Source organism: Paracholeplasma morum (assembly GCF_016907055.1).
GTDB lineage: Bacteria > Bacillota_I > Bacilli_A > Acholeplasmatales > UBA5453 > Paracholeplasma > Paracholeplasma morum.
Window position 1 is genome coordinate 97376 of sequence record NZ_JAFBBG010000001.1, and the last position, 14227, is coordinate 111602.

The following is a 14227-nucleotide window of genomic DNA, read 5'->3' on the forward strand; positions in this document are numbered from 1 at the left end:
TTAAGTTGTTTGGGTTTAATCATTATTATCCACTAAATCTACTTTAATTTGCTTAGTAATGGATTTAAAAAATTCGCTACTCCAAAGGTCTAAACTAGACTGATCTTTAATAAATGGGCTAACATCGGATTTGGCAATATCATAATCAATCTGATCAAATCGTTTTTCCAACATGTCAATTAATAAATCTCGAGAAAGTTTGATGTCTTCGTCAATTGTTTTAGTTTGTTTGAGTCTAGATTCTAAGTGTTTTAAATTAGCTTTTGTCTCTAAACTTAAATAATAGACATAATCATATAAATCTCTGCCCTTTATGCGGTTCTTCCAACTTCTAGCAATCACAGCATGAATTTTGCCAGCAAATAACGATGAGGCATCATAAACTCGAACTTGGTATGGGAATGGTAATAATCGAAACTTAATTTCTGTATGTGCGTATAGTGGGGGATTTACATTAACTTCAAACTTTATGATAATCTTTTCATTATGAACAATAAGTCTGGAATCTGATGAACTTGAATAAATAGTAATCAAGGTTTCTTTTGTATTACCTTTGATGAAAGCTGAATCAATATTTGAGTTTACCGTCTTATCCTTTTTGGAAACTTCAAAATTGAGTCCAAGTGAGTTTACGGCGTCACTTATTGGTTTAAAATATTTACTTATATCAAAAGTATCATCTGATACAAGTAAGCTAAAGTCCAAATCCTCACTAAATCTATCCATTCCGTAAAAAATTCTTAAAGCTGTTCCACCATAAAAAGCAGCATGGGTAAAAAAGTCAGTTTTAGAAAGACCAGCCAACACCACTTCTTGTAAAACTTCTTTTATTGCATGCTTCTTATCTTCTAAGGTTTTTGGATTATACTTATTGATCATCTGCTGAATAATTGTCATTTCATATACTCACTTTCAATGTATTTTCTTAAGTGCTTCATATTGTTCGATATGTATTTATCAGATAAAAATAGTATTTCATCAAAGTTTAGTTGTTCAAACATATCTTTATTTACCCATAAATCCTCAAAAAGCAGTCTCTTTAATTCTTTGATACTTGTTACTGGTTTTCTATTATATAGTAAATCACATAGTGCTTTTTCTGGGCTAGCTATAAAGTAAGCATACCCGTCTTCTTCATAAGCTTTTACTGAATAAGGAAATGCAGCATTTGGAACATCTCTATAGGTATAAAGTCCGAAATGATTTTGATAAACCTTACTTTTTCGTTTGTTGAATGTAGCACTCGTATAAACAACAACTCTTTCAGGAATGAGATTATGATAGGAAAGTGCATATTCGAAAGATAAATAGGATGGTCCATAAATATATGAAGCAAGTAAAAAACCATCAACCGAGCTTTCTGTTTCATAAATGCCTCGTACAAGAGGAAATAAGAAACCATTATCAATATCTCTTTTGATTTTGCCATTAATATCCGTATAACTCTTATACTTTTCTTTTAAGTTTAATGTTGTAACAATCATATTATTTCCTCCACTTAATTTTATTATATGCTATTATCTGGAGAATATCAATATATTATGAGCAGATGAGTGTTTCCTTGCTAAAGCAAAATATATGTTTAGTGCATCTTTTGATGTTTCCACATTGGGCAAAAAGCAAAAAAAAGGAAGCATTTAACCCTATTTAAAGTAGTTAGATGCTTCTTGTTCTATTATACGAATGGCTTTGTTAAGCGGTTTTTAGAGAAAGCAATGTGATACTTTCAACGTGATAGGTTGAAGGAAACATTCTAAAGGGTGTAATTGATTGGATTACATAGTATTCCGATAGTTTTTTCATATCTCTTGCGAGTGTCTTTAAGTCACAAGAAACATAAACTATTTGCTTAATTGGATGCTCAATAATCATGTCAATGATTCTTTCGCTTAACCCACTTCTTGGAGGGTCGAATATGATCACATCTGATTTTGGAATCACTATTTCTAGTTTCTCTTCGACTTGTCCTTGTATAATTTCAATATTAGAAAGTTTATTTTGAATAATAGATGCTTTTGCTTGAATAATAGAATCTTCATTGGACTCTATCGCATATACTGTCGTCTCATTATTGGATATATACTGACCGATTGAAGCCATTCCAGCATAGGCATCAATGATTATTCTACCTCTTATATTAGCTTTGATATGGTCATACATTTTTTTAGCAACTTCTGTATTCACTTGGAAAAAACCACTTGGACCTATGTTAAAGGAAACGTGATTGAATTCAAGTGGTAAGGTCTTTAGTCCATATATATGTATTGAATCCGCTCCAAGAATCTCATAGTCTTCTATCGAATGATTGATATATAATGAGTCCGCATAAGGCTTAAAAAGTTCAATCACAGATGATAAGTCACTTGGTGTTTCATTAACGCTTAAAACCATCATTACCTGTTTTTCATTGGTACGCAGGGTAATATGTTTCAACCAATTAAAAGTAAACTGTTTTATTCCAAATAAGGTCGAAAGTTCTCTAATCGTTTTAGTTAAAATAGGTAATGCTAGCTCATGATTGTTAATCTCGATTAAATCTCTTGATTGTTCCCTATAGACACCCAGTTTTAAAACACCATTTATTAGTTTGGTATGTAGCGTAATCTTATTTCGGTAGTGTAGTTTACGGTTATCTGAAACCGTAGGATTTACACTCACATCAAGATTTGCGATCTTCTTAAGGGTTTCTTTTGTAATCTTTTCCTGCCAAAGGCATTCTGCATCTAGGGATAACCCATATAAAGGGGCATAATCAAAACTTAAATCAGAGATTCGATCCGGGCTTTTTTCAATAAGTTCTACTAACTCTGCCGTAACATAGTTTTTCTTATCTTTAATGATAGAGATACGTCCCACTTCATTGGCGAACATGCCTTTGATAAAAGTGGTTTTTTCATTCAGTTTTCCGATGCCTTGGCCTTGATAGTCCAAGTCATATGTCTTAATTATTGGGTTCATTTTTTCGTTTTATAGAAGAAGGCCATACCTGCTTCTGCGGTTTCTTTATATTTTGGATGCATGTCTAGTCCGGTTTGATACATGGTATTAACAATCATATCAAAGGATATTTTTCTTGTATCGGATAAGAACCCAGCTAGGCTTGCGGCATTGATTGCGCGAATGCCTGCAACAGCATTTCTTTCAATGCAAGGGATTTGAACATAGCCATCTATTGGGTCACACGTTAACCCTAAATGGTGTTCCATTGCAATTTCAGCAGCATATTCAATTTCGTCTAGGCTCATGCCTTCGATGTATGCCATGGCTGCAGCCGTCATTGAGCAGGCAGAACCTACTTCTGCTTGGCATCCGCCGACAGCACCACTAATTGTTGCGTTTTGCTTAATAACATTACCGATTACACCTGCTACCGCAAGGGATTCGATGATTTTCTTTTCTTCAATCTTAGAATCTTTATATAAATAATATAGTACTGCTGGCAATACACCAGAAGCCCCACATGTAGGTGCAGTGACAATAATCCCACCAGCCCCATTTTCTTCAGATGCAGCGAATGCATAGGCGCTAACGAGTCTATTTTGCATCTGTGAATCCGTTTCGTTTACTTTAGCACGACTAAATAAGGTTTTTGCTTTTCTTTGAACCTTTAAATCTCCTGGCAATAACCCCTCTGTATTTAATCCTTTTTCAACAGTTTTTTTCATTTGTTCCCAAATGGATTTTAAGAATGCTTGAATGTCTCCTGACTCTTTTTCTATAACATAATCGTATAGACTTACCTTTTTATTTGTACAATACGCTTTGATTTCATCAAATGTTTTCTCTTGATAGACATCTATGATTTCATTTTCTTCTTTATCATATAAGATGTCTCCACCACCAATACTCTTAACAGAAATACTATCTAGGAGTGTGTCTCCTTGGAATACTTCAAACACCATATAATTTGGGTGTTTATTGATGTCAATTGCCTGAATGAAACGAACAGGTTTTGGACTAAATGTGTCTAAGATAACTTGGTCTGTTAAATGCCCTTTTCCTGTTAGTGCTAACGAGTTAAAAAGGGTCACATTATAATGGGTTGCAGATGGGTGTTTCTGATTAATATAGGTTGCAGCAAACCCTGGTCCCATTGTATGTGAACTTGATGGACCATGACCTATTTTATAAAGTTTCTTTAGCGATTGCATAAACCCTCCTTAGGCTTTAATACCTAGTATTTTCTCGTACTTGCTGATTAAGTAATCTACATAATAATTTGGATTGAATGGTTCATTGGTTGCCATCATCAATAGTGTTTTAGGCTCATATAAGCATCCATATTGATGAATATTTTGTTTAAGCCATTCGTTTATCTTATACACTTGATTAGATATTAAAGCTTCATCGATGTTAATTGATTGATTCATCTTATGATAGATTTGAGCAGAGATTGCACTGCCTAATGCGTAAGTTGGAAAATAACCAAATGAACCTAATGACCAGTGAATATCTTGTAATACGCCTTCTTTGTCTGTCTTAGGTTTGATTCCAAGATAGGTTTTATAGAGTTTATTCCAAGTTTTAGGTAAGTCTTTTGGTTTTAGCTTTCCATTAAATAACATCTTTTCGATTTCATATCTAACCATGATGTGTAGGCTATAGGTAAGTTCATCTGCATCTACACGAATAAGGTTCATTTTAACTTCATTAACGTAACGAACGAATTCTTCTAAGGTAACATGTTTTAGTTCTTTCTTAAAAGTCTCTTGGAGTTTAGGGTAGTGTGTTTGCCAAAATGATTCACTTCTAGCAAGCATGTTTTCATATAGTCTAGATTGTGACTCATGAATTCCCATAGAAACGCCACCTTTTAATTCAGTGTAATCATAGGCTGGATTAACTTGTTGTTCATAGATGCCATGACCCATTTCATGAATGGTTGAGAAGATTGCACTTCTAAAGTCATCTTGATAACTGGTTGTGATTCTCGTATCCACACTAGATACTCCCGATGTGAATGGGTGTGCAGATTCCTTTAAAACCCCTTGATCCATGTTGTAGTTAAAAACTTCTAACAAATATTTGTTAAAAGCTCTTTGTGGTTCGATAGGGAAGGCTTTTTTTAAACTGCGTGAGAACACTTGTTTGGTTGCGGCAGCTTTCTTTGCAAACGGCACAAGCTTTTCTTTTAGGGTTTCAAAAAAGACATCATAATCGGTAGTACTCATTCCAGGCTCATACATGTCAAGCAGTACGTCATACCCTTTTAATGTGTCTGTTTCTAAGTACTTAACCATTGTTTTTTGGAAATTGATTACTTTTTCTAGTGTTGGTAAGAACCCTTCAAAATCATTTTTTTCTCTTGATTCAGCCCAAATTTGACCCGCTTGTGATAACAATACTTGAAACTCAATATAGTCCTTTTTAGGAATCTTTCTCATTTGATCTAAATCTTTTTTGACCAAATGGATTTCTCTTTTAAGCTCTAATTCTAGGGTGTCATCTTCTGCTAGCTTATCAATGGCTTCAATTCTTAATGGGTCAGTATCTACTTCATATGCCAAAGTAGATAAAGTTTCTATTTGATTACTGCGATAATCCATGGCATTTTTGGGGGCCTCAGTTTCTTGGTCCCATGAGACTAACCATAAGGCATACTGATAGGCCATTCTCTTTTCTCTAAATGCTAAATACGTTTCTAAATAATCCATGTGATATATTCTCCTATACTAAAAAAATGGTTGCTAAACTAAAATAAATAAATAGTGATATGACGTCGTTTAAAGTAGTCATAAATGGTCCAGATGCGACTGAAGGATCAACGTTCATCCGTTTCAAAGTCACTGGAATAAATGCACCAGTTAGAGCCCCAACCGATAACGCTACTAAAAGAGTCATACTTACTGTTATGCTAATTTGAAGATTGGCTTCTGTAAATCCGTTTTCAAATACATATAAGAATAACAATGAAAAAAGAAAGCCTGTCAATGAAACTATGACGCTATTAATGAAGCCAACCAAAAGTTCTTTTTTGATGAACTTAGTTAATTTGGCATCTGGGTCTTCATTCATAACCAATATCGTTCTCGCGAGTGATTGGGTAGATATGTTCCCTGCTGAGTCAAGAATCATCGGTTGGAAAAGCACTAATAGAATCACACTTTGAATGGTAGATTCAAAAATCGATAGTACGGATGCCGTTATTAAAGATAATCCTAAAAGGATAATGAGCCACGGAAGCCTCTTTTTACTTCTTGAGATTGGTTTTGAATGAACATCATATTCAGATAATGAAGCCAATCTATGATAGTCTTCAAGCGTCTCATCCGCTAACATATTTAGTGCCATTTCAGCTGTGAAAATGCCTAAAATCGTTTTCGATTTAGATAGTACAGGAATCATATCCTGGTCATAATCTTGAATCGTATCAATCGCTTTTGCGATCGAGTCGAACTCACTAATGTGATGGTATTTGACGTTCATAATCTCTCTAATCTTCATTGGTGAACGCGCAATAATTAGGTCTTTTAAGTCTAAAATTCCTAAGAGTTTATTCTTTGAATCTACAATGTATAAAACATCTATCAACGTTTCGTCTGTTGAAGTCGAGATGACTTTTTTCATCGCTTCTTTAACGTCCATACCTTCTAAAAGTGTCACATAGTCTTTGGATACTACATCTAGTATTTTCTTCATAAGAACGCCTCCACCATGAGACTGGCTAATCCATAATAGATGATGATTGTTGATATATCGATTACGGTCGTGATCAGTGGCCCTGAAGCCGATGCTGGGTCTAAACCCATGCGTTTAATAAGAACAGGAATGATGCTTGAAAAGAATGTCCCTGCTGTAATGGAAAGCCACACAGATAAGCCAATAACTAATCCAAATATCATTGGGTTTTGGTTTAGAGAAGGATTAATAAGAATGAACACGATTGTAACAACAAAGGATATAACGGATAGCACTAATCCGGATAATATTCCGGAGCCAAACTCATAGAGCAAACTCTTCCTTACTATGTGATTTGGTTCATCATCGGACAACATAATTAGACTAAACGTTAATGTTTGAGTGCCTGCATTCCCAACCATTGACAATATCAAGGGTTGAAGAATAACAATAATGGTGTAAGTTGATAAGATGCCCTCAAATACCAGCGCTAATCTAGCAATTGGTAAAGCTAATACCAGTAAAACAATCAACCAAGGTAATCGTTGTAATGCACTTTTTATGGCCCCTTCGTTAGAATCATCACTGACCAAATACATTTTTTCGATGTCTTCAATCATTTCTTCTTCATACGTATCAATCGCATCATCCAGTGAGATGATCCCAACAAGTTCATTTTTATCGTTTAGTACTGGGCAATAATTTAGCCCATTTTCTTGAATAAAATCAACGGAGTCCTCTTTATCGTCATTTGCATAGACAAATAAACTAGATTCGTATAGATCTTTTACATAACACGGTGACTTGGCTTTGATTAGTTTTTTAAGCGGTAGAATGCCGATAAATGTTTTGTGTTTATCAACGACATAAAGTTTGTTAATGGTTTCAACTTCTGGTGCATTTTGAACTAAATACTTCATGACTTCTTTGATTTCCATGTCTAAATAAACTTCCAAAAAGCTATTCGTCATGATTGAACCCGTTTCATTCTCATCATAAGATGAAAGTGAATAATAGTCCTCTTTAAGTTCTGGTTCAAGTTGACTGATTAGGTCCTCTTTGTCCTCACTTTCAAGTTCATTGATAATATCTATCGCATCATCAGGTTCCATTTCACTTAAGATATCTGCTTGTTCTTCAGTTTCTAAAGTGTTAACCAATAATAGAGCATCATCGATATCTAGATAGGATAGCAAATCTGCTTTTGATGAATCGTTTAAAAGCGAGAACAGTTCATCTCTATCCTCATCCTCTAAAGATAAATACAGTTCTTTTAAATCAAAGGCGTGAAGGGATTTTAAATAATTAAGTCTTTCTTCTTTAGTCTGTTTTAAATATGTTTCTTTCATATATGTTCCCTCCTTAATTACTAGTATAACCGAAAAATCTTTATTTATATAATAAAAAAGCCGTTTTACACGGCTTTTAACTATTTTTTGGACTCGTATTGTAGTTGATACAAATTGTAATACAATCCTTTTTGTTTAAGGAGTTCTTGGTGTTTGCCCATTTCTTTGATTTCACCTTTTTGCATGACAATAATCTTGTCTGCATGTTGGATGGTTGATAATCTGTGAGCTACCACTAACATTGTATTAAGTTGCATCATTTTCTCTAAAGACTCTTGTATCAAGGATTCGGTTTCTGAGTCAATGTTTGCTGTGGCCTCATCGAGAATCATTACCGATGGTTCATAGGTAAGAGCTCTTGCGAAACTTAAGAGTTGACGTTGCCCAGTTGAGAAGTTGATTCCGCGTTCTCGTACGATATGGTCATAACCATCATCTAAACGATCAATAAATGTATTTGCTCCAACATAGCTAGCGGATGAAATCACTTTTTCTTTAGGTACAGTGTCATCATGTAAAGTTATGTTTGATTCAATGGTTCCTGTAAATAAGAATACATCTTGAGGCATTTGACCTATGTGTTTTCTCAGGCTAGAACGCTTTATGCGTTTGATGTCAATGCCAGCAATCAGGATTTGACCCTTTTGAATGTCATAATTTCTTACAATTAAGCTCATAATCGTTGTTTTACCTGAGCCGGTTGCTCCAACAAAGGCAACTGTGTCATTTGGATTAACTTTAAAGGAAACATCTTTCAAAATCCATTCGTCTGTATTGTATTGGAACCAAACGTTCTTAAATTCAATTTCACCTTTAAAATCCACAAGTTCAATTGCATCTTCTTCGTCATTAATTTCTGGTACTGTGTCTAATACATCAAAAATCTTTTCGCTTGAAGCCAATGCACTTTGTAGTACGTTAAACTGCTCTGCTAATTGTTGAACTGGTTCAAAGAAGCTATTGGCATATTGATACATTGTAACCAATAAGCTCACTTTAATGATGATCACTTCTGGGCTCGCATTTTGGTTAATTAAATCCAAAATGTCTAGTCCGATGTAGTAAATAATAATCATGGTAGCTGCCATTGAGAACAAGTACATTAATGGTCTGTAGATCGCGAAGACTAAGATTTCATTAAACTGAGCTTTTCTAAGGTTCTTACTTTGGGTTACAAACGCTTTATATTTCTTATCTTCTTGATTGAATATTTGTGTCAGTTTCATCCCAGAGAGATTTTCAGAAAGGAAAGCATTCATATTACTTACACGATTTCTTACGTTTCTATAAGTCTTTCTCGATAGTTTTCTGAATAATAAAGTCGAAACAATGACAAACGGAAACACAAGCGCCATCATCAAAGTGGATTTGTAATCAAAGATCAACATGATGACAAAATAGGTTACCATCATTAAGGAGTTTCTAAGTAGTGACACAATAACACTTGAGTACATTTCTGATAATGTGTTCGTGTCATTGGTTACTCTAGTTACCAGTTTTCCAACAGGGATTTGGTTAATTTGATTGTTGGATAATGTGTGAATATGATCAAAGACCTGCATTCTAATATCATATACAATCTTTTGTCCTGCACGTTGCAATAACCAGTTTTGATAATAAATGATCACCGATACTAAGGCAATAATACCTAAGAAGAGTACTCCAATCCATGCAAATTGAGCCATCTTACTAGAAACTGACCCCGTTCTTCCAATGATTCTAATTGCAAACCCGATCAATATAGGTGCTAATGCAGATACAGCAATGTCCCCTAACATTAATAGTGAAGAGATCAAAAAGTCCTTGGTAAAGGGTCTAGCATATTTAACTAATCGGTTCACAATTGAACGGTCAGTCTTGGTTATGGTCTGTTCTTGGAAGTCTCTCATGCGTCCCCACCTACCATCTGTTCTAATGTTTGTTTCTTAACCATGTCCTGATACAATTCACATCTACTTAATAATTCTTCATGTGTCCCCACATCAAGCAGTTTCCCGTTATCTAATAAGACAATTTTGTCCATCTTCTTAACGGTAGAAATTCTATGTGCAATAATAATGGTCGTCTTATCTTTTCTTATATTTTGAAGATTCTTGATGATTGCTTCTTCTGTCTTTGTATCAACGGCAGAAACTGAGTCATCTAAGATTAATATTGGGGCATCTTTAGAAAGTGCTCTCGCAATCGATACTCTTTGTTTTTGTCCCCCTGATAAAGTCACACCACGTTCACCAATCTCTGTTTCATATCCGTCCTTGAAATCCACAATGTTATCATGGACGTCCGCTAATTTAGCATAATATGAAGCTTTTTCTAGTGATATATTATCCTCACTAAATCCTATATTGTTGAGGAGTGTTTCTGAGAATAAGAAGTTATCTTGTGGTACGTATGCAATGTGTTTTCTCACATGCCTATATGGTAGTTCCATAATATCATTACCATCTAAAAATAGTGATTTTGGATTAATGTTGTAAAGCCTTAGCAATAAATCGACTAAAGTACTCTTACCAGATCCAGTTCTTCCTAAAATACCAACCATTTCTCCCGCTTCAATTCTAAAAGATATGTCGCTTAGAACCTCATGTTCTAAATCATCTGGATAAGAGAAATTTAGGTGATTAAACTCGATTGAACCGGTAATAGGTTTTTCTGAAACACTAGGTGCATCTTTGATCATAACTGGTTCACTTAAGAAGTCACTGACACGTTTCTTACTGGCTTGTGCTTGGCTACTAATGGATGCGAATTGAGATAGTGCCATAACTGGCCAGATAAGTAATGTAAATAATGTGAAGTATTCGGTTAAATCCCCAGCACTGAAGTTGGTTGTTAAAGCCAAAAATGCACCATATACTACTATTGTAAGGATGGTTAGGTTAATAAAAACATTAATAATTATATTAACGAAGATCATCGACTTGACAAAGTCTACATGTTTTTCATAAAATTGATCATTCTTTAATTTAAAGAAATAGGCTTCTTTCGCCTCTCTAACGAACGCACGAATAACTGAGAACCCAGAAAAAGATTCTTGAGTAAACTCATTCATTTCTTCAAAGGCCTCTTGTCGATATTTAAACTTTAAACGCATACGTTTTAATATAAAGATAGCGACTACCCCTAATAAAGCCATTGGAATAACCGCAATCAATGTCATGGTTCCAGATAACTTTGCCATTCGTATTACAACGATAGACCCTAATGCGAGTGAATCAACCAACATTAAAATACCAGGCCCAAAGGCTTGTCTTAATGCTTCCAAGTCAGCTGTAAAGTAGGTCATAATACCACCAACTTTATGCTTAGCATAGTAGTCTATTCCTAATGCTTCTGCTTTCTTGAACATATCGATTCTAATGTCGTTCTCGATAAATCTTGCTGCTCCAAATACGAATACTCTCCATAAGAAACGCCCAACCACCATAACGAGAACAATCATGACAAGTCTTTGGAGACTGTCATGAAAGTCTTGTTTGGTTAGGACATTATCATTAAATCCATCAATTAATGATGAGAAAATCGCTGGTATTTCTACTTGAATTGAATCTATATATACTAGGGTTATTACGCCTAATATTAATGGTATGAAGTATTTAATATAATACTTGTTAAAATATTTTCCAAAAACCATGATTCTAACCTAACTTTCTAACGTATTTTTTATTCGATGAAGATTTTAACTATATCTCCATCCGCACTTGTGATATCCACGATTTCTCCAATGTGTCCATCTTCAATCATCTCAATAATTGAATCCATGTCAATGTTGTTTTGAATATCACTGTTTCCAAAGTTAATTTTACCACTCTTTAAAGCTGTTTTCGCAAACTTTAATGGGATATTTACATTGACTTTGTCTCCGTCACCTGAAATGATTCTAACTTTAAACATTAAATTTTTTGGGTCGGATTTGTATTTAGGGACGATTACTTCAACTTTTGATTGATCAGATGGTTCTTTTTCTAACGCTTTTAATAATCTATCTGCCTCATCTACTGTGATGATGCCTTCTTTTAACATCTCTAAAATTTTTTGACTATCGCTCATGTTTCTCTCCTTATTTAAGCTTTCTTAAAAGCTCTTCGGCTTCTTCGATTGAAATTAATCCATTTCTGATTTGATTAAATATATCTATACGTTTCTCATCTTCTTTAGGCGTTTCAACTTTATATCCTAAAGCTTGAGATACTTCATCTAGGTTTTTCTTTACGGTTGGGTAAGAAATTCCTAACTCTTTTTCGATTTGTTTGATATTACCTTGGTTTTTAATAAACACTTCGATGAAGTATTGTTGTTCCTTTGAAAGGTAATCAAACTTTGATAATTGAAATTCCCCTTTAATCGTTAAATCTTTTTGTTTACTTTGAATCTCTGTAATCACTAAATCAGATCCCAAGAGTTCGAATACTTTAGTAATATCTCTCATACATTCTCCTTCGGCTTATGCGCCCCATAATTCAAATCTGAATGGTTCATCGCTAGATTGAACTTCTAAGATTAAGTTATTTTTACCTAACATCTTGAGAAGTTCTACAATGTTAATCGTAATTGGGCTGGCCATTTTCATGTAACGATTATTACTGATTTTAATCAGTCTTTTCTTAAACACATTCACGATCCAAAATGGTATCATTGGTGATAAGAATAAGTAATTTTTGTACATAATTGCCATTCGTAACCCACTTGCCTTCTTAAACTTATAGGGTTTTAAAGCCTTTAATTTATAGTTCAAATAGTCGTTGACAGTAATTGACTGCTTTTCAACAGACTCTAAGGAATACTTACTCATGTTATCCCCTCCGATGACACTAGTGTATAGCCATAATTATTAATTGTCAACACTAATATTGATTTTTTTAATTTTGATATTGATTTTTTTAATTTTTGAGTTGCGATAAAGCCAAAATTGTTGAAATATAGATTGAAATTATTGATTTTTCCATTCGAGTGTGATTTATGTTAAGCTTAGAGGCCTATTTGTTATATAATATACATGGAGGTATCACTATATGAACTTAGTAGAAAGATTTTTAAAATATGTATCAATTGATACTCAATCAGATCCAACTGTTGAGACTTGCCCTTCAACACTAAAACAAAAAAATCTAGGCGAAATCCTAGTTAATGAATTAAAAGAAATGGGCGTAGAAAATGCGTTCATGGATGAACATGGGTACGTATACGGATTAATTAAATCCAATTCAAAGAAAGATATTACACCAATTGGCTTTATTGCCCATATGGATACTAGCCCCGATGCACCCGGAGATAATGTTTCCCCTCGTATCATCAAAGATTACGATGGATCTCCAATTATTCTTAATGAGAAGTTATCCATGGACCCAACACATTTCGAAGCATTAAAGTATGTAATCGGTGATGATATTATCGTTACAGACGGTAACACGTTATTAGGTGCGGACGATAAAGCTGGTGTTGCGGAAATCATGACGATGGTTGACATCATGACTAAAGCTCCATTTGAACACGGTGACATCTATATCGGTTTCACCCCTGATGAAGAAATTGGACGTGGTGCAGATTTATTTAACCTTGATTGGTTTAAAGCCAAGTTTGCTTATACAATGGATGGGTCATTAATTGGCGGCATCGAATTTGAAAACTTCAACGCAGCTAGCGCAACTATTGATTTTGTAGGTAAATCCATTCATCCAGGCTCAGCTAAAAATAAATTAGTTAACGCCATGCACATCGCATTCGAGTTTCATCAAATGCTTCCAGTATTCCAAAACCCAGCATATACAGAAGGTTATGAAGGGTTTAATCACTTAAGTCAAATCAATGGTTCTGTTGAACACGCACACATGCACTACATCATAAGAAACCACCACATGACTAAGTTCAACGAACAAAAAGAAGACTTCAAAGCCATTACAAAATACTTGAATGAAAAGTATGGCTATGAAGCTGTTAAGCTTAATATCACTGACAGCTACTTTAACATGTATGAAATCCTTAAAAATGATATGATGCCTGTAGAGTTGGCCAAAAAGGCTATTGCTAACAATGGTTTAATTCCACATTCTGAAGCTATAAGAGGCGGAACAGACGGTGCAAGACTAACATTCATGGGTCTTCCTTGTCCAAATCTTGGTACAGGTGGTTTTAATTTCCATGGCAGATATGAGTTTGCAAGCATAAATCAAATGGAAACAGCCGTAGACATTATGGTTGAAATCATTAAATTAAATTCTAAGTAATAAATACAAAAAGCACTTAGTCATCATAGCGATGAA

Annotated in this window: 13 protein-coding genes; 1 reads left to right on the top strand and 12 read right to left on the bottom strand. The window is 34.4% G+C overall.

The features are described from left to right. Positions 1-15 precede the first annotated feature (15 nt). The 12 genes from JN09_RS00465 to JN09_RS00520 all read right to left on the bottom strand — a co-directional run bounded on the left by JN09_RS00465 (position 16) and on the right by JN09_RS00520 (position 12759). Positions 16-897 carry a nucleotidyl transferase AbiEii/AbiGii toxin family protein gene (locus JN09_RS00465; RefSeq protein ID WP_204431833.1) on the bottom strand — a complete coding sequence of 294 codons (882 nt, stop codon included), beginning with the start codon at positions 895-897 and terminating at the stop codon, positions 16-18. Further along, entirely contained in the window at positions 894-1484 is a 591-nt protein-coding gene (locus JN09_RS00470) for a type IV toxin-antitoxin system AbiEi family antitoxin domain-containing protein (RefSeq protein ID WP_204431834.1), read from the bottom strand. The genes JN09_RS00465 and JN09_RS00470 overlap by 4 nt, the downstream gene beginning before the upstream one ends. Before the next feature lie 208 nt (positions 1485-1692). Further along, complete coding sequence (gene rlmD, locus JN09_RS00475) at positions 1693-2958, bottom strand: 23S rRNA (uracil(1939)-C(5))-methyltransferase RlmD (RefSeq protein ID WP_204431835.1); 1266 nt, start codon at positions 2956-2958, stop codon at positions 1693-1695. Then, the gene (locus tag JN09_RS00480) at positions 2955-4151 is read right to left on the bottom strand and encodes an L-serine ammonia-lyase, iron-sulfur-dependent, subunit alpha (RefSeq protein ID WP_204431836.1); all 1197 of its coding nucleotides are present in this window, start codon (positions 4149-4151) and stop codon (positions 2955-2957) included. Before JN09_RS00480 ends, rlmD begins: the two co-directional genes overlap by 4 nt. A gap of 9 nt (positions 4152-4160) precedes the next feature. Next, positions 4161-5654, bottom strand: coding sequence for a carboxypeptidase M32 (locus JN09_RS00485; RefSeq protein ID WP_204431837.1), 1494 nt, complete (start codon positions 5652-5654; stop codon positions 4161-4163). Positions 5655-5667: 13 nt separating this feature from the next. Next, positions 5668-6639, bottom strand: a complete 972-nt coding sequence (locus JN09_RS00490; RefSeq protein ID WP_204431838.1) for a magnesium transporter — start codon at positions 6637-6639, stop codon at positions 5668-5670. Next, a complete protein-coding gene (mgtE, locus tag JN09_RS00495) occupies positions 6636-7967 on the bottom strand; it encodes a magnesium transporter (RefSeq protein ID WP_204431839.1) in 1332 nt (443 codons plus the stop codon). Before mgtE ends, JN09_RS00490 begins: the two co-directional genes overlap by 4 nt. Positions 7968-8047: 80 nt before the next feature. After that, positions 8048-9856: an ABC transporter ATP-binding protein gene (locus tag JN09_RS00500; protein ID WP_204431840.1), complete on the bottom strand. Its 1809-nt coding sequence runs from the start codon at positions 9854-9856 to the stop codon at positions 8048-8050. Further along, positions 9853-11601 (bottom strand): ABC transporter ATP-binding protein, encoded by a 1749-nt coding sequence (locus JN09_RS00505; RefSeq protein ID WP_204431841.1) that lies wholly within the window; start codon positions 11599-11601, stop codon positions 9853-9855. The genes JN09_RS00500 and JN09_RS00505 overlap by 4 nt, the downstream gene beginning before the upstream one ends. Before the next feature lie 29 nt (positions 11602-11630). After that, positions 11631-12017, bottom strand: a complete 387-nt coding sequence (locus tag JN09_RS00510; RefSeq protein WP_204431842.1) for an SHOCT-like domain-containing protein — start codon at positions 12015-12017, stop codon at positions 11631-11633. 10 nt (positions 12018-12027) lie between these two features. Then, positions 12028-12396 carry a DUF2089 domain-containing protein gene (locus JN09_RS00515; protein WP_204431843.1) on the bottom strand — a complete coding sequence of 123 codons (369 nt, stop codon included), beginning with the start codon at positions 12394-12396 and terminating at the stop codon, positions 12028-12030. A gap of 15 nt (positions 12397-12411) precedes the next feature. Next, on the bottom strand, positions 12412-12759 hold the full coding sequence (locus JN09_RS00520) for a hypothetical protein (protein ID WP_204431844.1): 348 nt from the start codon (positions 12757-12759) through the stop codon (positions 12412-12414). Between the two features lie 220 nt (positions 12760-12979). Here JN09_RS00520 and pepT point away from each other — a divergent pair, with 220 nt between their 5' ends. Beyond that, positions 12980-14191, top strand: a complete 1212-nt coding sequence (pepT, locus tag JN09_RS00525) for a peptidase T (protein ID WP_204431845.1) — start codon at positions 12980-12982, stop codon at positions 14189-14191. The last annotated feature ends 36 nt before the right edge of the window (positions 14192-14227 follow it).